Here is an 18762-nt window from a genome sequence, read left to right as displayed (position 1 = left end):
CCCTGGCCGAGCCGGCGCCTCAGAAGCGCACGTTCCAGCCGACCGTCAGCACCCGCCCGCGACCGGCGGTGTAGGTATCGTTGCGCGGCGTGGTCTGCGCGTAATAGCTCAGGTACTGGCGATCGAACAGGTTCTCCACGCCCACGCTCAGTTGTCCCCGCGGCAGCGCGATGCTGGTCTGCAGGTCGAACGTGGTGTAGCCATCGAACTGCGCCACCTGCGTGCCGCGCAGGTCGAAGCGGCGGCTGACCGCGCGACTGCCCTGCAGGCGCGTGGAGATGCCCGGCGTCCACTGCTGCTGCCAGAACGCGGTCACGCGGTCCGGGCTGACGCTGGCACCGGGCATGTCGCTGTCGACGCGGCCATCGCCGTTGCTGTCGTAGCGCGCATCGGCGGTGGCGTAGCCCACCCCCAGGCGGGTGCCTTCGGCGGCCTGCCAGGTGGCGGTGCCCTCGAAGCCCTGGATCTCGGTGCGCTCGCGCGCCACGCGATAGCTCTGGGTGGCGGGGTCGTAGTCCAGGCGGGTGCCACGCTTGGCATCGGACCAGTAGTAGGCGGCGTGGATCAGCCAGCGCCCATCCTCGTAGTCCGCGCCGATCTCGCGGTTGTCGGAAATTACCGGGCGCAGGTCCACCAGGGTGTCCACGCGCTGGTTCGGCACGTTGATGGAGCGCAACACGCGGCCGATGTCGGCCACGGTGTAGCCTTCGGAATAGGACGCGTACAGCTTCAGCGCCTCGGTGGCGTCCCAGACCAGGCCCACGTTGGGCAGGGTCTCGGTGGTGGTGGGTTTGCCACCGCGCACGAACTGGCCGCCGTTGTTGCTGGGGATGGTGGTGAAGTCGTTCACCTCCAGCGTGCCGCGCTCGTAGCGCAGGCCGGCGCTGAGCGTCCACTGCGGCGCGAGGCGATACTCGGCCTGCACGAACGGCGACAGCGAGCGGTAGGTCGTCGCCGGCACCCACTTCAGGCCGCTGCGCACCAGTTCCTGGTAAGTGCGGTCGCTGGCCAGGTCCAGGCCGAGCGTGGCGCGCAGCGGCAGCCCGAACAGGTCGCCGCGCGACCAACTGGTCTTGGCGCCGACCTTGCGCGAGGTGTTCTGCGACTGGTCGAGCACGCTGCGGCCGTCGTTGAGCAGGTTGGCGAAGGTGGTGCCGCCGTAGCGCCCGGCGAAGTCCACCCAGTACGCCTGCGCTTGCAGGTAGCCGCCGGCCAGCGCGTTGTCGGTGTAGTCCAGGCTGACCGAGGTGGAGCGGTTGCGCGGCGCCTCGGTGATCTTCTCGCCGCGCCGCGAGGTGGCCGGGCGGCCGCTGGCGATGTCGCCGGGAACGGTGAGGTAGTCGTTGTCGCCCTGCAGCGTGTAGCGGTTGGCGTTGAGTTGCAGCCGGCGCTGCGGATCGAGGTTCCAGCCGAGCTTGGCGAACAGGTCGTGGCTGCTGGCGTCCATCAGGTCGCCCTGGATGTCCTGCACGCCGACTGCCTGGCCGTTGCCGTCGTAGTAGAGGCCTTCGCGCGCATAGGACACGCCGGCGACCGCATCGAACGCGCCCTGACGGGTGCCGAACAGATACGAGGCGCGCTCGCCGGTACTGTCGCTGCGGTGCGGCAGCGCGCTGCTGCCGGCCACGGCGATGTCCTGGAAGCTCTGCCCATCCTGGCGCGGCGCGCGCTTGGTGATGATGTTGATGATGCCGCCGGAGGCGCCCAGGCCCTGCAGCGCATTGGCGCCGTGGATCACCTCGATGCGCTCGATCATCGCCGGGTCGATGGTGTGTCCGTCGCGGCCGCCCTCGCGCAGCGGGGTGGACTGCGGGATGCCGTCGATCAGGTACAGCGGCTTGCGTCCGCGCAGCGTCTCGCCGCTGGTGGTCAGCTTCTGCCGCGAGGGCGAGAACGAGGGGATCAGGTTGGCCAGCACCTGCGACAGGTCCTGGGTCAGCGCCAGTTGCTGGCGCAGTTGCGCCTGGTCGATGACGGTGATGGTGTTCGGCAGCGCCGCCGCCGACTCCGGCATGCGGCTGGTGCTGGCCGACACGCTGACCCGGTCGAGGTCGACCACCGTCTGGGCATGGGCGGCGGGCAGGGCACAGCTGCCGAGCAGGCTCAGGGCGAGCGCGGTGGAGAGCGGGTGTGGGGACATCGGTTCAGCCAGGTGACGAAGTGGCTGCGGATGTTAATGAGAATTATTATTGTGTCAACGCCGGACATTGCATGCCGCATCCCGGCACGTAATGTGATGTGGTGCGCGATTGCGCGGCGGCGCTGGATCGGGGGAGGCGCCGATGCCTCAGCCGGCGCTGTCCGGGGTCAACCGCGGCATCGACGCCGCCGCGCCTTCGGCTTCGGTGGAGCGCGCCGCGTAATGGTTGGCGAAGCGCACGTGGGTGGCGAACGTGGCGTTCGGCGATTGCGCCAGCGAGGCCACCAGGGCGCCGTTGAAGGCATCGCCGGCACCGGTGGTGTCCACGGTGTGCGCGGCTTCGGCGCCGATCCGGTAGTAGGGCTGGGTGTCGCCGAGCAGGCGCTCCTCCGGATGCGAGATGAACGCGCCGACCGCGCCCAGCGTCACCACCACGGTGCCACCCGGCAGCAGCTTGCGGCACAGCGCGTGCAGGCTGCCGCCATCGGTGGCGGCGACGTCGTCGGCGTCCACGCGCACGCCGACGTGACGCGCCAGCAGGGCGGCGAACTCGGTCTCGTTGGGGGTCAGCACGTCGGCCAGCTTGAGCAGGCCGATGCTGGTCTGCGCGTTGGCCGGGGCGGCGTTGAGCACCGTGGTCAGGCCGGCTTCGCGCGCCAGCGCCAGGGTGGCCTCGATGGTCTCGATCGGCGACTCCAGCTGCGCCAGCAGTACCCGCGCCGAGCCCAGCAGCGGGCGCTGCGCCTGCACGAAGTCCAGGCTCAGCGCGGCATTGGCGCCGGCGCCGATGACGATGGTGTTGCGGCCGTGGCCGTCGACGTAGATGCCGCCGGTACCGGTCGGCTCGGTGCTGGCCTCGGCGACCAGGGCGATGCCGTCCTGCGCCGCCAGGCCGCGCGCCATCGCGCCGCCGGCATCGTCGCCGAGCGCGCAGACGAAGCTGGTGCGCGCGCCGGCGCGGGCCGCCGCCACCGCCTGGTTGAAGCCCTTGCCGCCGGGGCCGGTGCTGTAGCGGCCGGCGATGGTCGCCCCCGCTGCGGGCAGATTCTCGCACCGCCACACATGGTCGACATTGAACGAACCGACGACGATGACCGAACTCATAGGCATGTACTACTTCTCGACTGGAACTGAAAAAAGGAAAAACGGTATAGCGAACGCAGCGACCGGCTCAGGCGAAATGCGACAGCACCCCGGCGATGGTCGCGGTCATGAAGGTGGCGATCGAGCCGCCCAGTACCGCGCGCAGGCCGAAGCGGGCCAGGTCGTGGCGGCGCTCCGGGGCCAGGCCGCCGATACCGCCGATCTGGATCGCGATCGAGCTGAAGTTGGCGAAGCCGCACAGCGCGTAGGTGGCGACCAGCCGGCCTTCCGCGCTCAGGCTCACGCCCGGCACCTGGCCCTGGACGATGCGCGACAGCTCGGTATACGCGACGAACTCGTTGATGACCACCTTCTGGCCGATCAGCGAGCCGACCGTGGTCGCATCCGGCCACGGCGTGCCGATCACCCAGGCCACCGGCGCCAGCACGTAGCCGAAGATGGTGGACAGGTTGGTCGGGCGGCCGAGCACGGCGGCCAGCCCGGTGACGTCGCCGAGCCAGGTCAGCGGCGCGTTGACCAGCGCGATCAGGGCGATGAAGGCCAGCAGCATCGCGCCGATGTTCAGCGCCAGGCGCAGGCCGTCGCCGGCGCCGGCGGCGGCGGCGTCGATCACGTTGCTGGTGGTCTTCTCCACTTCCATCTTGACCGTGCCGCGGGTCAGCGGCGTGCCGGTCTCCGGGATCAGCAGCTTGGCCACCACCAGCGTCGCCGGCGCGGCCATGATGCTGGCCGCCAGCAGATGCTTGGCGTAGAACGCCTGCTGCGCCGGATCGCCGCCGCCGAGCATGCCCACGTAGGCTGCCAGCACGCCGCCGGCGATGTGCGCCATGCCGCCGATCATCATCGTCAGCAGCTCGGACTCGGTCATGCGCGGGATGTACGGGCGCACCGTCAGCGGCGCCTCGGTCTGGCCGATGAACACGCTGGCGCAGACGCTGGTGGTCTCGGCGCCGGACACGCGCATCACCTTGGTGATCGCCCAGGCCATCACCCGCACCACCGCCTGCATCACCCCCAGGTGGTACAGCACGCCCATCAGCGCGGAGAAGAAGATGATGGTCGGCAGCACCTGGAAGGCGAAGATGAAGCCGTAGGTCTTGGTGTCGAGCAGGTTGCCGAAGATGAAGCTGGAGCCTTCGTTGACGAAGCTCAGCACCTTCACGAACACCTGGCCGAGCCAGTCGAACACCTCGCGCCCGCCCGGTACCAGCAGCACCAGCGAGGCGAAGCCGATCTGCAGGACCAGGCCGGTCGCGACCAGCTTCCAGTCCACCGCCCGGCGGTTGTTGGAGAACAGCCAGGTGATCCCGATCAACACCGCCAACCCGAACAGGCCGAAGCCGATCCTTCCCAATCCTTCGACCATCTGCGTCCCCGGGTCCCCGACCAAAGACGGGAAGCCTAGTGCAGGGGGTGACGGCCGGCAAGGCGAGGCGTGTTCAGTCGGGGATTGGGGATTCGGGATTGGGGATTCGCAAGAGCGGGGGCCCTGCCGCTGGCGGGGCGATGCCGGGCGGCACCGCTACACTGTGTGGCCGTCCCCGGCCATGCCGCGGGTTCGCTCAGCAGGAGGAGTTGCCATGCATTACCGTCGCCTCGGGACCACCGGGTTGCAGCTGTCGGCGCTGTCGTTCGGTGCCTGGATCAACTTCGGCGGGCAGACCGGCCGCGACGAAGCGCGCAACCTGATCGCCGCCGCCTGGGACCACGGCATCAACTTCTTCGACAACGCCGAGGTCTACGCGCACGGCCGCGCCGAGCAGGTGATGGGCGACGTGATCGCCGACCTGCGCCTGCCGCGCGACGGCTTCTGCGTGTCCAGCAAAGTCTACTTCGGCGCCGTGGAGTCGCCGCGCCCGACCCAGCGCGGGCTCTCGCGCAAGCACGTCACCGACGCCTGCCATGCGGCGCTCAAGCGCCTGCGGGTGGATTACCTGGACCTGTACTACTGCCACCGCCCCGATCCGGACACGCCGGTGGAGGAAACCGTGCGCGCGATGGACGCGCTGATCCGCCAGGGCAAGGTGCTGTACTGGGGCACCTCCGAGTGGCCGGCCGAGCGCATCCGCGAGGCGGCGCAGGTGGCGCGCGCGCTGGGCCTGCACGGCCCGTCGATGGAGCAGCCGCAGTACAACCTGCTGCACCGCGAGCGCGTGGAGCAGGAGTACGCACCGCTGTACGCCGAACTGGGCCTGGGCACCACCATCTGGTCGCCGCTGGCCTCGGGCCTGCTCACCGGCAAGTACAACGACGGCATCGATCCGGCCTCGCGGCTGGGCCAGGAGCGCAATGCCTGGCTGCAGCAGGAGGTGATCGGGCCGCCCGCGCAGCGCCGGGTCGAGCGCGCGCGCGCCTTCACCGCGCTGGCCGCGGCCGAGGGGGTGGCGCCGGCGGCGCTGGCGATCGCCTGGTGCCTGCGCAACCCGCACGTGTCCACGGTGATCCTCGGCGCCAGCCGGGTCGCGCAGTTGCTGGAGAACCTGGCCGCGCTGGAACTGGCCGAGCGCGACGATGCGGCATGGTGGGGCCGGGTCGAGTCCGCGCTGGAGTGAGGGCGGCAGGGGCGCCGCCGCCGCGCCAAGCGGCGGCGGTGCGGTGGCCGAGTCGGGAGAGGTGCCTTCGATTTTTTGCATCTTTTGATCTTGCGATCTTGATCGCAACCGCGAATCGAAATGGGCGAGAATGGGTCTTGATTAAGTATTGAGAATCATTATCATCTTCATGCACCCTGTGGATGGAGTTCGACCATGACCGCTCAACCCGTGCTGTTGCGTCACCCCGAAACCCTGAGCCTGCGCGAGCGTACGGCGCCGCGCGCGGTGCCTGCCGAAGAAACCATCAGCAGCCAGGCGCTGCTCAAGGGCCGCCGCGAAGTGCTGATCCAGCACGGCGACCGCGTGTATCGCCTGCGCCACACCAGCAACGACAAGCTGATCCTGACCAAGTAACGCCGTCCGGCCGCCGCGCGCGGCCGGCGTACCGCTCGACACTGCCGCCACCTGGCCGACGCCCTTGCGCGCCGGCCGCGGCCGCCTCGCAGTCGCGATCCTTCTCTCCCCCCTCGGCCAGGCGCGCGGCCTGCGCGCCGTGCCGGTCGAGGGTCTTGCGCGACCACCGATGCTCTCCATGTTCCGTACCGCTCCGCTGACCGGCGCGCTGTGGCTGGCCCTGACTGCCAGCGCGCATGCCGCTCCCGCATCCCCTGCCGACGCCGACACCGGTGCGGCGGCCATCCGCGATTTCGATCGCCTGCAGGTCACCGCCACCCGCACCCAGCGCGCCATCGTCGACGTGCCCGGCAGCGTCGATGTGATCGACCGCGAACAGATGGACCGCACACTGGTCCACGACCTGAAGGATCTGCTGCGCTACACGCCCGGCGTCTCCGCCACCGGCAACAGCGGCCGCTTCAGCGGCATCGGCGGCATCCGTATCCGCGGCCTGGACGGCAACCGTGTGCTGATCCAGACCGACGGCATTCCGGTCTCGGACGGCTTCAGCTTCGGCAGCTACCTCAACGCCAACCGCAACTTCGTCGACATGGACACGCTCAAGCGCGTGGAGATCGTGCGCGGCCCGGCCAGCGCGCTGTACGGCTCCGATGCGCTCGGCGGCGTGGTCGCCTACGTCACCAAGGATCCGTCCGACTACCTGGCGCCGGGCAAGGACAGCTACGTCGGCCTGAAGTTCGGCTACGAGAGCGAGTGGAAGGGCCTGTTCGCCGGCGCGCTGGTCGCCTTCGGCGGCGCGCGCTGGAGCGGCATGGCCGCGCTCAGCCATCGCCAGGGCCAGGAAAGCGAGACCCAGGGCGACAACCGCAGCATCGGCGCGGCGCGCACCGCGCCCAATCCGCTCAACAGCGATGGCCGCAGCCTGCTCAGCAAGCTGGTCTACGCGCCCAGCGCGAACCAGCGCTTCAAGCTGACCGTGGAAGGCAACGAGGACTACTCCCGCATCGACGCGCTGAGCAACGTCACTGCCAGCATCCTGTCCCAGCGTGGCCGCGACCACCAGACCCGCGCCCGCGTCTCGCTGGCCCACGAGGCGGACCAGCTCGACACGCTGCTTGCCGACGACCTGCAGTGGCAGCTGTATCGCCAGGACAGCCAGAGCCTGCAGCGCACCGACGAACGCCGCAGCAACGGCACGCTGCGGCATATGGAACACGACTTCGACCAGCGCCTGTACGGGCTGCAGGCCAATCTGCACAAGCGGGTGGACCAGGGTAGCGTGGTGCACGACATCAGCTACGGCATCGACCTGTCGCACACCGACACCCACGAGAAGCGCGACGGCCACACGCTGAACCTGCGCACCGGGGCGATCAGCAAGACCGTGGGCATGGAGACCTTCCCGGTCCGCGATTTCCCGATCACCGAGACGATCAAGGCCGGCGCCTACCTGCAGGACGAGATCGCGCTGGCCGACGGCCGCTTCCGCCTGATCCCGGCGCTGCGTGCCGATTACTACCGGTTGTCGCCGCAGGTCGACGCGATCTTCGCCACCGACAATCCCGGCGTGGCGGCGAAGAAGATCAGCGACCGCAACGTCTCGCCCAAGCTCGGCGCGATCTGGCGCCTGGACGACGCCTGGTCGCTGTACGCCAACTACGCGCACGGCTTCCGCGCGCCGCCCTACAACGACGTCAATATCGGCTTCACCAACCTGCTGATCGGCTACACCGCGATCGCCAATCCCGACCTGAAGCCGGAGACCAGCCGCGGTGCGGAACTCGGCCTGCGCTATGCCGGCCCGGCCGTCTACGCCGGCCTGAGCGCCTACCGCAACGCCTACCGCGACTTCATCGAGTCCTACCGCTTCGTCGGCTTCAACGCCGACGGCCTGATGCTGTACCAGTCGCGCAACGTGGATCGGGTCGTCATCCGTGGCGTGGAGGCCAAGGCCGGCATCGACGTCGGCGCGCTCGATGCGCGCTGGGCCGGTTGGTCGCTGCAGGCCAGCGCCGCCTATGCGCGCGGCGACAACCGCACCGACGGCACGCCGCTCAATTCGGTGGATCCGCTGCGCGGCGTGCTCGGGCTGGGCTACGACCGCAGCACCTGGGGCGCGCAACTGGTCGCCACCGCGGTGGCGAAGAAGCGCCGCCCGGAACTGCCGACCTACTACACGCCGGCCGGCTACGCGACGCTGGACCTGCTCGCGCACTGGCGCTTCACCGAAGGCGCGCGGCTCGACGTGGGCGTGTTCAACCTGGCCGACCGCCGCTACATCGACTGGAACATGCTGCCCGGCGCGACCCTGGCCAGCAGCGCCGTGCTCGACCGCTATACCGGCGCCGGGCGCAATGTCTCGGTCAGCCTGGCGCTGGACTGGTAGCGGCACATGCGCACCGCCGCGCCAGCGCGTACCGGCCCGGAGCGGATCGCCGCCACCGCGCCGCTGCCGCGCCCGGCGCAGCTGGCCGCGCTGGGCACCGTGCTGTGCCTGTACCGCGCCCGCACCGGCGCCGAACTGATCGGCTGGCGCCATGCCCGCAGCGTGGCCGCGCACCTGGACGTGGACAGCGACGGGGTGCTGGAGAGCCTGCGCTTCTACGATTGCCAACAGCAGTGCTGCTGGCGCCTGTACCTGCTGCCGGACAGCGATTTCGTCGCCTGGGACACGCTGTTGTCGGCCTTGCCCGCGGCGCAGGATGCCGCCGACGGCGGCGTCGCCGAGCGGCTGTGGCGGCGCGTCGCCGGCCGCCTGCGCGGCGATGGCTGGCAGGCACGGGCGCTGCGCCTGCACGCGGCCGATGGCGTGCTGGCGGCCAGCGTGGCCGGCGTGTCGCCGCTCGGCGCCAGCATCGCCCGGCGCATCGCGCGCCTGGAGGCGGCCGAAGGCGATGTGCTGGTCGACGATTGCTGCTGCGCCCGCGCCGGGCGCCCTGCGCCGCGCCCCGATCCCGACCGGCCGTGGCCGCTGCTGCGGCTGTGAGTGGCCGATCGTGGTTCCCCGTTTCCCATCAACAACAACTACACCCTTTTCGATGATGAAAGCCCCTCCGCTGTTGTTTGCCCTGCTGCTTGCCGGCAATCTTCCCGCCCACGCCGAGAACGCCGATCCGGCGCGCGACCGCGCCAGCATCCTGGCGATGCAGGGCGAGTACACGGTGACGTTCGCCTTCGACGAGACCGTGCTGCTGCAACCCGGCTACGCGCGTGCCGCACCGCTGCGCAGCGGCGGCGACGAAGTGGTGATCGTGGTCGAGGACAGCCCGCGCAAGGTGGTGCTGCAGCATCTGCTGGTGGAGCCCAAGAGCGGCCACGTGACCAAGCACTGGCGCCAGGACTGGGTCTACGAGGCGCCGCAGCGCTTCGAGTTCAGTGCCGACCAGACCTGGCAGGTGCGCCCGCTCGATGCGGCGGCCACCCGCGGCGCCTGGACCCAGTGCGTGTACGAGGTCAGCGACGCGCCGCGCTATTGCGGCACCGGGCGCTGGGACTACGCCGACGGCCATCCGACCTGGACCAGCGACCTGACCTGGCGGCCGTTGCCGCGCCGCGAGTACACCAAGCGCAGCGACTACAACGCGCTGGCGGCGATCAACCGGCACACGCTGACCCCGGCCGGCTGGACCCACGAACAGTTCAACACCAAGGTGCTGCGCAAGCCCGACGGCAGCCAGCAGGCCATCGCCCGCGAGTTCGGCTTCAACGACTACGTCAAGACCCAACAGGTCGATTTTGCGCCGGCCTATGCCTACTGGAAGGCCACCCAGGGCTATTGGGCGAAGGTGCGCGCGCGCTGGGACCGGTTCCTCGGCACGCCGCCGGGCGTGCACCTGAAGACCAAGGTCGATGGCATGGCGATGATCGTGCCGCTGTTCGAACAGGCCGAGGCGGTGCAGGCCGGCAAGCCGGTCGGCGATGCGCAACTCGATGCGGTGTTCGCGCAGTGGGTGGAGCCGGCCGCGGCCGCGCGCTGAGCGCAGCGCCGCCGTCGCGACACCGCCAGGGTGGGAAGGCGGCCGGGATGGCGCCTTCCCTTTTGGGCGTTCGTCGATGCGCGGGGGGAGTGGCCGGCGCCGGCCGGTGGCGGAGGCGGCCCGCGCCGCTCAGCGCTGCATGCCCCAGCGACGCACGGTGAGCCGTTCCAGGACGCGGAAGCCGGCGCCTTCCACCAGCAGGCCGAGCAGGATCACCATCGCCAGCCCGGCGAAGACGCGGTCGGTGTAGAGCTCGTTGCGATTCTGGAAGATGTACCAGCCCAGGCCGCCCTGGCCGGAGGTGGCGCCGAACACCAGTTCGGCGGCGATCAGCGTGCGCCAGGCGAAGGCCCAGGCGATCTTCAGGCCGGACAGGATCGCCGGCAGCGCGGCCGGGACCAGGATCGCGACCACGTAGCGCAGGCCGTGCAGGCCGTAGTTGCGCGCGGCCATGCGCAGTGTCTCCGGCACGCCCTGGAAACCGGCGTAGGTGTTCAGCGCCAGCGGCCACAGCACCGCGTGTACCAGCACGAACACCAGGCTGCCGTTGCCCAGGCCGAACCACAACAGGGCCAGCGGCAGCAGGGCGATCGCCGGCAGCGGATTGAACATCGCCGTCAGCGTGCTCAGCAGGTCGCGGCCGATCCGGGTCGAGACCGCCAGCGCGGTCAGGCCGAAGGCCAGGGCCACGCCGAGCGCATAGCCTTGCGCGAGCATGCGCAGCGAGGCGCCGACCCGGCCCAGCAATTCGCCCGTCCACAGCCCGTCGGCGAAGGCGCGCGCGGTCTGCAGGAAGCTCGGCAGCAGCAGGTCGTCGTCGAGCCAGCGCGCCGCCGCTTCCCACAGCGCCGCCAGCACGACCAGCACCAGCGCCTGGCGCAGCCAGTCCGGGAACTGCCGGCGTCGCGCCACGGTCGCCGGCGCGGCGGCGGCGTAGGGCAACACCGGGTTCTCGTACTCGGCGCGGATCGGCGGCCGCAGCGGCGCGGCGGCGCTCATGGCGTGGCCTCGCGTGCGCCCGCGCGCCGGCGCAGCGGCGCCACGTTGCTGGCGGCCGTCGCTGTCTCGGCCTCGCTCTCGACCACGTCTTCGCTGGCGCCGGGCGGGTCGAACAGCAGCCGGTGGATGCGCTGGGCGGCGTGCTGGAACGCCGGGCTGCCGACGCTGGCGGGACCGAAGCCATGGCTGTTGAGTTCGGCGCGCACCTGGCCCGGATGCGCCGACAGCAGCACGATGCGGCTGCCGACCAGCAAGGCCTCCTCGATCGAGTGGGTCACGAACAGCAAGGTGAAGCGGGCCTCGTCCCACAACTCCAGCACTTCCTGCTGCATGCGCTGGCGGGTCAGCGCGTCGAGCGCGGCGAACGGCTCGTCCATCAGCAGCACGCGTGGCTGCATCGCCAGCGCCCGCGCGATCGCCACGCGCTGCTTCATGCCGCCGGACAAGGTGTGCGGGTAGGCATCGGCGAACGCAGACAACCCGACCTTGTGCAGGAAATGATCGGCGCGCTCGCCCGCCTCGCGCCGCCCCAGCTTGCGCGCCGCGCGCAGGCCGAAGGCGACGTTCTGGCGGACCGTCTTCCACGGCGCCAACTGGTCGAATTCCTGGAACACCACCACCCGGTCCGGTCCCGGGGCGCGCAGCACCTGCCCGTCCAGGCGGATCTGCCCCTCGCTGGGCGCGACGAAACCGGCGATGGCCTTGAGCAGGGTCGACTTGCCGCAACCCGACGGGCCGAGCAGCACCAGGCGGTCGGCGGCGTACACGTCGAAGCTGACCTGATGCGTGGCGCGGACCACGCGCGCTCCGCTGGCGTAGTCCAGGCTGACCCGCTCGAGCTGCAGCAACGGTGCCGGCGTCAAGGCGAAGGGATTCATCTCAGCTGCCTCCGGCCACTTGCGCGCTGTCGAAGAAATAATCCTTGACCGAAGTCGGCGCCTGCTTGATCGCGCCGATCCGGGACAGGAACTGGCCGAGCTTGAGCGTGTTCTGCGGCGCGGTCTTGAACTGCACCTTGGGGTCCTTGAGGATGCGCAGCACCAGCGCGCGGTCGATCTTGCCGCCATTGCGGCGCACGAACAGGTCCGCCGCCTGTTCCGGCTGGCGCTGCACGAAGACCGCCGCCTCGGCCAGCGCGGCGACGAAGGCCTGGTAGGTCTTGGGATTGTCGCGGCGGAACTTCTCGGTGGCGTACAGCACCGTGGCCGAGGTCGGGCCGCCTTCGATCGCGTAGGAGTCGAGCACGATGTGCGCCTTCGGATTGCGCGCCAGTTCCTGCTCCTGGAACGGCGGGCTGGCGAAGTGCGCGGTGATCTCGGTGCCGCCGCGGATGATCGCCGCGGCCGCGTCGGGATGCGGCAAGGCGACCTGCTGCGCGTCCAGCCGGTTGTAGGCGCGTTCGCCCCAGCGCTGCGCCGAGGCGTGCTGCAGCAGCCGCGACTGCACCGAGACGCCGACCGCCGGCACCGCGATGCGGTCGCGCGGGCCGAAGTCGTCCAGGGTCTTGATCCGCGGATCGTTGCTGATCAGGTAGTAGGGAAAGTTGCCCAGCGAGGCCACGCCGCGCACGTTCTGGCGGCCGCGCGTGCGGTCCCACAGGGTGAACAGCGGGCCGACGCCGGCGCCGGCCACGTCGATCGACCCGGACAGCAGCGCATCGTTGGCGGCCGCGCCGCCGGACAACTGCACGGTCTCCACCGCGATGTCGATGCCGGCGGCCTTGCCGTGCTTCTCGATCAGCTTCTGCTCCTGCGCCACGTCCAGCAGCAGGTAGACGATGCCGTATTGCTTGGCGATGCGCAGCCGGCCTTCGGCCTGCGCCGGCTGGGTGTGCAGCAGTGCGACGGCGAGCAGCGCGGCGGCGAACCAGCGTAGCCGCCGCGCTGCAGCGGCGGACGGTGCGGCAGGCGGGAAAGCGGGCGAATCGAAAGCGGTCATGCGTCGTTCCAGGGCGGGAGAGGGCTACGCTGGCGGACGGCGGCGGAAGCGCCGCGCGGAGGGGCCTGGCTCAGAACGGCACGTCGCCCTCGATGGTGGTGCGGTGCAGGCGCCGGCGCAGGTGGTCCGGGGTGCCGCCGGCCAGGTGGGTGACCGAGCGGTTGTCCCAGAACACCATGTCGTGCGCTTGCCAGCGATGCCGGTAGACCAGCGCATCGGCGCTGCTGTGCGCGAACAGCGCCTGCAGCAGGGCGTCGCTTTCGTCCTGCGGCAGGCCGACGATGCGGGTGGTGAAGTGCTCGCTGACGAACAGCGCGCGGCGCCCGGTCTCGGGATGGGTGCGCACGATCGGATGGCGCACCGGCGGCACCTCGTCGATCTGCGCCTGGGTCAGCGGCGGCCGCCACGGATTGCGCTTGCGCAGGTCCTCGTACTTGGCCAGGTAGCTGTGCTCGGCCAGGCGCCCGTCGACCGCGCGCTGCAGCTCGGGCGGCAGCGTGTCCCAGGCCAGGTGCTGGTTGGCGAACAAGGTGTCGCCGCCCTCGGCGGGCAACTCCTGCGCCAGCAGCATCGAACCCAGGCTCGGGGTCGGCTTGTACGACAGGTCCGAATGCCAGTAGTGGCCGGCATCGCCCAGCCCGATCGGCTGGCCGTGCTCCTTGATGTTGGACACCACCAGCACTTCCGGGTGATCGCGCAGCTGGAACTGGCGCAGCACATGGATCTGCAGCGGGCCGAAGCGGCGGCTGAAGGCCACCTGCTGCGCCGGGGTGATGCGCTGGTCGCGGAACACCAGCACGTGGTAGTGCAGGTGCGCGCGATGCAGCAGCGCGAACGTGGCCGCGTCCAGAGGACGCGTCAAGTCCAGGCCCAGCACCTGCGCGCCCAGCGGCGCGGCGAACGGTTCGATGCGGACCGCCGGCGCCGCGGCGGCGGCCGGCCGTGTTGCGATGGATGCGCGCGCCATGCTGCGGTCTCGTCTGCGAAGGATGCGACGCCACGGCTCCGGCATGCGGCGTCCATGCCCACTCTAGGCCGCGTCCGGCGCGCGCCGAAGCAACGATTCGGATGGTGCTTATACGCAACCGGCATATGCTTGGTGCCGGGATTCGGGATTCGGGATTCGGGATTCGGGATTCGGGATTCGGGATTGGGGATTGGGGATTGGGGATTGGGGATTGGGGATTGGGGATGCGTCGTGGTGCGCCGATCGCCGTTGGTGGTGCGTGCCGCCGATGGTGGCAAGCCCGCGGGGGCGACGTCCGCGTCTTGCAGCGGCCCGGCGTGCCGGGCCGCAAGGCGCTTGGTTCTCGCGCAAGCCCAGCGCTGGCGGCGTGCGCAGATGCGGCGGGTGCCGACTCGGTGAAAGATCAGGGAGCCGGAACCTGCATTTGCCCGGACGCCGCGGACGTTTGTGGCGTCGCGGTCGGCGACGTGTCGTCCGTGGCAGAGGACATTACCTGTTGGATCCACGGCAAATAGTGGGACACGCGGACCGCATGCGTGAGCTGGCCATACAGGCCTTGCACGAACGGGCGCTGTGCTGTCCAGGTGCTCCAGAACGGATGGGCCGGCGGATATTGACCCCAGGAGGTCAGGCCGACGAGCTGGCGCGCATCGCCTGCGCCGATCAACAAGGGGCCGCCGCTGTCGCCGCTGCCGGCGATGCCTTCCAGCGGCAGGGCAGACGGCGGCGGATCGAAGCGATACCAGAGGTAGCGCGGATCAGCGCCGACGATCATGTTGAACGCGTGGCGCAGCACGCCGCGATGGGCACCGTGGGGATCCTGGCCGACGCTGCCGTTGCCGGTGGCGCCCTTGCCGATCAGTTCGGCGGTCATCCCCACCTCGTCGTCGCCGCGGTACAGCGCGGCCGGCGCCACGTCCGTTACCGGCGTGGCCAGCTCGATCAGCGCAATATCGTCGGAGGCGGCCAGAAACGCGTAGAACTTGGTGAAGTCGCGCGAGGCCAGCGCCTCCTGCACCAGCGCGTCGGGCAGCTTGCGATAGCCGGGATGGACGACGACCCGCTTGATCCTGTGCGCCATGCCGCCGATGGACACGTCCTGGTCCATGCCCGGCATCTGCATCGGCGCTGCGTGCGCGGCGGTGACCACCCATCGTGGGGCTATCAGCACACCGTGCCCCTCGCCGGGCAGGTCGGCCAGTGCCGGGAATGCCGCCGCCGGGATCCGATAGCGCGCTTCCTCCACGTCCGCCCTGACCAACACGGCGCCGGCCTTGGTGGCGATGGCAAGCAGGCAACAGGCGACAATCCATTTCATGCGTTTCTCCTTTCGATGTACCACGATCCTACTCGTGGTGCTGAACGCATTGCGCCTGCTGTCGCCACAGACCGCTGCCGAGCGCCCGATGCGACCGTATCACGTCCGCGCAACGTGCAGCGCTTTTCCAAATCCCCAATCCCCATTCCCCAATCCCGGCTGCCCTCAGTTCTCGCGCAAGGCCAGTGCCGGCGGTGTACGCAGGATGCGGCGGGTGCCGGACCAGCCGGCGAGCAGGCTCAGCGCCACGCCGCCGAGGCCGCCGAGCAGCAGCGCCGGCCACGGCGGCGACAGCGCGAGGTCGAAGGCCTGCCTGGCCACCACCGCGCCGATGATCGCCGCCGCGCCGACCGCCAGGAGCGCCGCGAGCAGGCCGAGCGCGCCGAACTCCACCAGCACCGCGCCGCGCAGTTGCCCGCGCCGCGCGCCCAGCGTGCGCAGCACCGCGCTGTCGTAGCGGCGCTCGCCGGCGGTGGCCTGCAACGCCGCCAGCAACACCAGCGCGCCGGCCAGCAGGCTGAAGCCCATCACCAGTTGCACCGCCTGGGCGACGCGGTCGATGACCTCGCGCACGCGCTGCAGGATCGCGTCGATGTCCAGCAGCGACACGTTCGGATAGGCGCGGCTGAGACCGCTCAGCTGCGCGGCCGAGGCGCGCGGCAGGTGGAAGGCGGAGATCAGGTTGTACGGCGCATCCTGCACCGCGCCGGCGTTGAGCAGCAGGAAGAAGTTGACCCGGAACGAATCCCAGTCGGCCTTGCGCAGGCTGGTCACGGTGAAGCTGCGCTGCTGGTCGCCGAGCAGCAGGGTGATGCGGTCGCCGAGCTTGAGCCCGTAGCGCTGCGCCCAGCCTTCCTCCACCGAAGCTTCGGCGGCGGTGCTGTCGGCGGCCCAGAAGCGTCCGGACAGCAGCCGGTTGGCGGCGGGGAACGTGTGCCGCCAGGAGAAGTTGATCGGCCGGTCGCTGCCGTCGCCGTCGTCGTCCGGGCCCTGCTCGCGGCGCTGCGGCGGCTTGCCGTTGATCGCCACCAGCTTGCCGGTACTGAACGGTTCCACCGCCGCGTCGGCCACGCCCAGCGTGCGCAGGGTGCTTAGCACCTGCTCGGCCTGGTCGGGCTGGATGTTCATCAGGAAGTAGTTCGGCGTGTCCGCCGGCAGCCGGTCGCGCCACTGCCCGAGCAGGCCGGGGCCGATCACCGCCAGCAACAGCAGCGCGCACAGCGACAGCGACAGACCCACCAACTGCACCACGCTCAGCGCACGGCGCCGGGTCAGCGCCGCCAGGCCCAGTTTCCACGGTCCGCGCAGGCGTCCCTGTAGCCGCCGCAACACCGCCAGCAGCACGCCGCCGACCGCCGCGGCCAGCGCCGCCAGCAGGGTCAGGCCGCCCAGCACCCAGGCCGCCAGCACGCCGTCGCCGGTGGCGTAGACCGCCAACACCACGGTGGCGACCAGCGCCGCGGCGTAGACCAGCAGCGAGGTCGGCGGCAGCGCGGCGAAGCTGCGGTTGAGCACGCGCATCGGCGGCACGTCGCGCAGGCGCAGCAGTGGCGGCAGGCCGAAGCCGAGCAGCAGCAACAGGCCGATGCCGGCGCCGGCCAGCGCCGGGGTCGCCTGCGGCAGCGGCAGGCGGTTGGGAATCAGGCTGCCCAGCGCCTCGACCAGGCCGACCTGGGCCAGCATGCCCAGGCCGACGCCGAGCGCGCAGGCCGGGATCGCCAGCAGCAGCAACTGCAGGGCCAGCGCGCCGAGGATGTCGCGCTGGCGCGCGCCCAGGCAACGCAAGACCGCGACCTGGTCGATGCGACGCAGGGCGAAGCGGTTGGCGGCCAGCGCGGTGGCGACGCCGGCCAGCAGCACCGCCAGCAGCGCGGCCAGGGCCAGGAAGCGCCCGGCGCGGTCGAAGGCGCCGCGCACGCCGCGCTGGGTGTCCTCGATGCCGACCAGGCGGAACGCCTTGGCGCGCGGTGCCAGCCACTCGCGCAGGGCGGCGATCTCGCCGGGCGCGCCGGCGAACATCAGCCGGTAGGAGGCACGGCTGCCGGGGCCGAGCAGGCCGGCGGCGTCGACGTCGGCGCGGTTGACCAGCAGCGGCGGCGACAACTGCATCAGCTCGCCGGAGGCATCCGGCTCGGCGCGCAGCACCCGGGTCACGCGCAGCGTGCCGGCGCCGAATTCCAGCGCATCGCCGAGCTTCAGGCCCAAGGCTTCGAGCAGGCGCGGATCGGCATAGGCCTCGCCGCGCGGCGGCGGTCCGGCGCGTTCGCTGCCGGCGCCGACGGTGTCGCGGGCGACCAGCAGCTCGCCGCGCAGCGGGTAGCCGGCGCCCACCGCCTTGATGTTGGCCATCTGGCTGGCGTCGCCGTGGAACAGCACGCTGGGGAAACTGACCAGGCGCGTGCTGCGCAGGCCGCGGCGCTGCGCTTCCTCGGCGAAGGTGGCGGGGATGTCCTGGCGTCCGGTCACGCCGAGGTCGCCGCCGATCACCTCGGCGGCGCTGCCGGTCAGCGCCAGGGTCACCCGGTCGACAAGGGTGCCGACCGCGGTCATCACCGCCACGCCCAGCACCAGCGCGGCGAACACGGTCAGCAGGTCGCCGGCGAACAGTTCGCGGCGCAGCGCGCGCGCGGCGTGGCGCAGCACGTTCATGCGGCATCCGCCGCGTCGGCCGCGCGCAGGCGGCCGCCGTCGAGCCGGTAGCGGTGTTCGCAGCGCTGCGCCAGGCGCATGTCGTGGGTGACCAGCACCAGGGTGGTATCGCTGCCGGCGTTGAGCGCGAACAGCAGGTCGCTGATCTGTTGCCCGGTGGCCTGGTCGAGGCTGCCGGTGGGTTCGTCGGCGAACAGGATCCGCGGCCGCGCCACGAACGCGCGCGCCAGCGCCACGCGCTGCTGCTCGCCGCCGGACAGTTGCCGCGGGTAGTGCCGCGCACGCGCGCTCAGCCCGACCGCCTCCAGCACCTCGCGTACCCGCGCCGGATCCTCGCGCCCGGCCAGTTCCAGCGGCAATGCGACGTTTTCCGCCGCGGTCAGCGACGGCAGCAGGTGGAAGCTCTGGAACACGAAGCCGACCTCGCGCGCGCGCAGCGCGGCGCGGGCTTCCTCGTCCAGCGTATTGAGCGACTGCCCGGCCAGCACGATCTCGCCGCGCGTGGGCAGGTCCAGGCCGGCCAGCAAACCGAGCAGGGTGGTCTTGCCGGACCCGGACGCGCCGACGATGGCGACGCTGTCGCCTTCACCGATGGTCAATCCGACCTTGTCGAGAATGTGGACCGTACCCTCCGGTCCGTTGACGGATTTGCCGACATCGCGCACGTCGATGGCGATGCCGGCGCGAAGCGTGGGGGCCTGACTGTCGATAAGGGAATC

The 18762-nt window shown here is 70.8% G+C and carries 15 protein-coding genes; 5 read left to right on the top strand and 10 right to left on the bottom strand.

Annotated features, from left to right (window positions below):
- Window positions 1-19: 19 nt before the first annotated feature.
- From NKJ47_RS17705 to NKJ47_RS17695, 3 genes are all read right to left on the bottom strand, one after another.
- Window positions 20-2140: a TonB-dependent receptor gene (locus NKJ47_RS17705; protein ID WP_254459067.1), complete on the bottom strand. Its 2121-nt coding sequence runs from the start codon at window positions 2138-2140 to the stop codon at window positions 20-22.
- A 147-nt stretch (window positions 2141-2287) separates the two neighbouring features.
- On the bottom strand, window positions 2288-3244 hold the full coding sequence (locus NKJ47_RS17700) for a ribokinase (protein WP_254461458.1): 957 nt from the start codon (window positions 3242-3244) through the stop codon (window positions 2288-2290).
- Window positions 3245-3311: 67 nt separating this feature from the next.
- Window positions 3312-4610 carry a NupC/NupG family nucleoside CNT transporter gene (locus tag NKJ47_RS17695; RefSeq protein ID WP_254459066.1) on the bottom strand — a complete coding sequence of 433 codons (1299 nt, stop codon included), beginning with the start codon at window positions 4608-4610 and terminating at the stop codon, window positions 3312-3314.
- Window positions 4611-4824: 214 nt separating this feature from the next.
- Here NKJ47_RS17695 and NKJ47_RS17690 point away from each other — a divergent pair, with 214 nt between their 5' ends.
- The 5 genes from NKJ47_RS17690 (at window position 4825) to NKJ47_RS17670 (ending at window position 10172) form a co-directional block, all read left to right on the top strand.
- Entirely contained in the window at window positions 4825-5796 is a 972-nt protein-coding gene (locus NKJ47_RS17690) for an aldo/keto reductase (RefSeq protein WP_254459065.1), read from the top strand.
- A 195-nt stretch (window positions 5797-5991) separates the two neighbouring features.
- Window positions 5992-6192 (top strand): hemin uptake protein HemP, encoded by a 201-nt coding sequence (gene hemP, locus NKJ47_RS17685; RefSeq protein WP_254459064.1) that lies wholly within the window; start codon window positions 5992-5994, stop codon window positions 6190-6192.
- 178 nt (window positions 6193-6370) lie between these two features.
- A complete protein-coding gene (locus NKJ47_RS17680; protein WP_254459063.1) occupies window positions 6371-8581 on the top strand; it encodes a TonB-dependent hemoglobin/transferrin/lactoferrin family receptor in 2211 nt (736 codons plus the stop codon).
- A gap of 6 nt (window positions 8582-8587) precedes the next feature.
- Window positions 8588-9181 (top strand): Hemin transport protein, encoded by a 594-nt coding sequence (locus NKJ47_RS17675; RefSeq protein ID WP_254459062.1) that lies wholly within the window; start codon window positions 8588-8590, stop codon window positions 9179-9181.
- A 52-nt stretch (window positions 9182-9233) separates the two neighbouring features.
- Window positions 9234-10172 (top strand): DUF6607 family protein, encoded by a 939-nt coding sequence (locus NKJ47_RS17670; RefSeq protein ID WP_254459061.1) that lies wholly within the window; start codon window positions 9234-9236, stop codon window positions 10170-10172.
- A 129-nt stretch (window positions 10173-10301) separates the two neighbouring features.
- On the opposite strand, the gene NKJ47_RS17665 is transcribed toward NKJ47_RS17670, so the two are convergent.
- The 7 genes from NKJ47_RS17665 to NKJ47_RS17635 form a co-directional block, all read right to left on the bottom strand.
- Window positions 10302-11171: an ABC transporter permease gene (locus NKJ47_RS17665; RefSeq protein ID WP_254459060.1), complete on the bottom strand. Its 870-nt coding sequence runs from the start codon at window positions 11169-11171 to the stop codon at window positions 10302-10304.
- Complete coding sequence (locus tag NKJ47_RS17660; RefSeq protein ID WP_254459059.1) at window positions 11168-12049, bottom strand: ABC transporter ATP-binding protein; 882 nt, start codon at window positions 12047-12049, stop codon at window positions 11168-11170. Before NKJ47_RS17660 ends, NKJ47_RS17665 begins: the two co-directional genes overlap by 4 nt.
- 1 nt (window position 12050) lies before the next feature.
- Window positions 12051-13109 (bottom strand): ABC transporter substrate-binding protein, encoded by a 1059-nt coding sequence (locus tag NKJ47_RS17655; RefSeq protein WP_254459058.1) that lies wholly within the window; start codon window positions 13107-13109, stop codon window positions 12051-12053.
- A gap of 70 nt (window positions 13110-13179) precedes the next feature.
- A complete protein-coding gene (locus NKJ47_RS17650; protein WP_254459057.1) occupies window positions 13180-14076 on the bottom strand; it encodes a TauD/TfdA dioxygenase family protein in 897 nt (298 codons plus the stop codon).
- A 403-nt stretch (window positions 14077-14479) separates the two neighbouring features.
- Complete coding sequence (locus NKJ47_RS17645; protein WP_254459056.1) at window positions 14480-15394, bottom strand: S1 family peptidase; 915 nt, start codon at window positions 15392-15394, stop codon at window positions 14480-14482.
- A gap of 165 nt (window positions 15395-15559) precedes the next feature.
- Entirely contained in the window at window positions 15560-18043 is a 2484-nt protein-coding gene (locus tag NKJ47_RS17640; protein ID WP_254459055.1) for an ABC transporter permease, read from the bottom strand.
- Window positions 18040-18642, bottom strand: a complete 603-nt coding sequence (locus NKJ47_RS17635; RefSeq protein WP_254459054.1) for an ABC transporter ATP-binding protein — start codon at window positions 18640-18642, stop codon at window positions 18040-18042. The genes NKJ47_RS17640 and NKJ47_RS17635 overlap by 4 nt, the downstream gene beginning before the upstream one ends.
- Between the last annotated feature and the right edge of the window lie 120 nt (window positions 18643-18762).

Origin of the sequence: Xanthomonas sacchari (assembly GCF_024266585.1) — a bacterium.
Classification (GTDB): Bacteria; Pseudomonadota; Gammaproteobacteria; order Xanthomonadales; family Xanthomonadaceae; genus Xanthomonas_A; species Xanthomonas_A sacchari_C.
The sequence above is the reverse complement of the archived record's forward strand: the minus strand, read 5'-3'. Positions and strand labels throughout refer to the sequence as shown.

What these genes read in the sequence shown, in the direction of transcription:
- NKJ47_RS17705 (WP_254459067.1), bottom strand. Translation starts at nt 2,140, where the DNA reads ATGTCCCCACACCCGCTCTCCACCGCGCTCGCCCTGAGCCTGCTCGGC.
- NKJ47_RS17700 (WP_254461458.1), bottom strand. Translation starts at nt 3,244, where the DNA reads ATGAGTTCGGTCATCGTCGTCGGTTCGTTCAATGTCGACCATGTGTGG.
- NKJ47_RS17695 (WP_254459066.1), bottom strand. Translation starts at nt 4,610, where the DNA reads ATGGTCGAAGGATTGGGAAGGATCGGCTTCGGCCTGTTCGGGTTGGCG.
- NKJ47_RS17690 (WP_254459065.1), top strand. Translation starts at nt 4,825, where the DNA reads ATGCATTACCGTCGCCTCGGGACCACCGGGTTGCAGCTGTCGGCGCTG.
- hemP (WP_254459064.1), top strand. Translation starts at nt 5,992, where the DNA reads ATGACCGCTCAACCCGTGCTGTTGCGTCACCCCGAAACCCTGAGCCTG.
- NKJ47_RS17680 (WP_254459063.1), top strand. Translation starts at nt 6,371, where the DNA reads ATGTTCCGTACCGCTCCGCTGACCGGCGCGCTGTGGCTGGCCCTGACT.
- NKJ47_RS17675 (WP_254459062.1), top strand. Translation starts at nt 8,588, where the DNA reads ATGCGCACCGCCGCGCCAGCGCGTACCGGCCCGGAGCGGATCGCCGCC.
- NKJ47_RS17670 (WP_254459061.1), top strand. Translation starts at nt 9,234, where the DNA reads ATGATGAAAGCCCCTCCGCTGTTGTTTGCCCTGCTGCTTGCCGGCAAT.
- NKJ47_RS17665 (WP_254459060.1), bottom strand. Translation starts at nt 11,171, where the DNA reads ATGAGCGCCGCCGCGCCGCTGCGGCCGCCGATCCGCGCCGAGTACGAG.
- NKJ47_RS17660 (WP_254459059.1), bottom strand. Translation starts at nt 12,049, where the DNA reads ATGAATCCCTTCGCCTTGACGCCGGCACCGTTGCTGCAGCTCGAGCGG.
- NKJ47_RS17655 (WP_254459058.1), bottom strand. Translation starts at nt 13,109, where the DNA reads ATGACCGCTTTCGATTCGCCCGCTTTCCCGCCTGCCGCACCGTCCGCC.
- NKJ47_RS17650 (WP_254459057.1), bottom strand. Translation starts at nt 14,076, where the DNA reads ATGGCGCGCGCATCCATCGCAACACGGCCGGCCGCCGCCGCGGCGCCG.
- NKJ47_RS17645 (WP_254459056.1), bottom strand. Translation starts at nt 15,394, where the DNA reads ATGAAATGGATTGTCGCCTGTTGCCTGCTTGCCATCGCCACCAAGGCC.
- NKJ47_RS17640 (WP_254459055.1), bottom strand. Translation starts at nt 18,043, where the DNA reads ATGAACGTGCTGCGCCACGCCGCGCGCGCGCTGCGCCGCGAACTGTTC.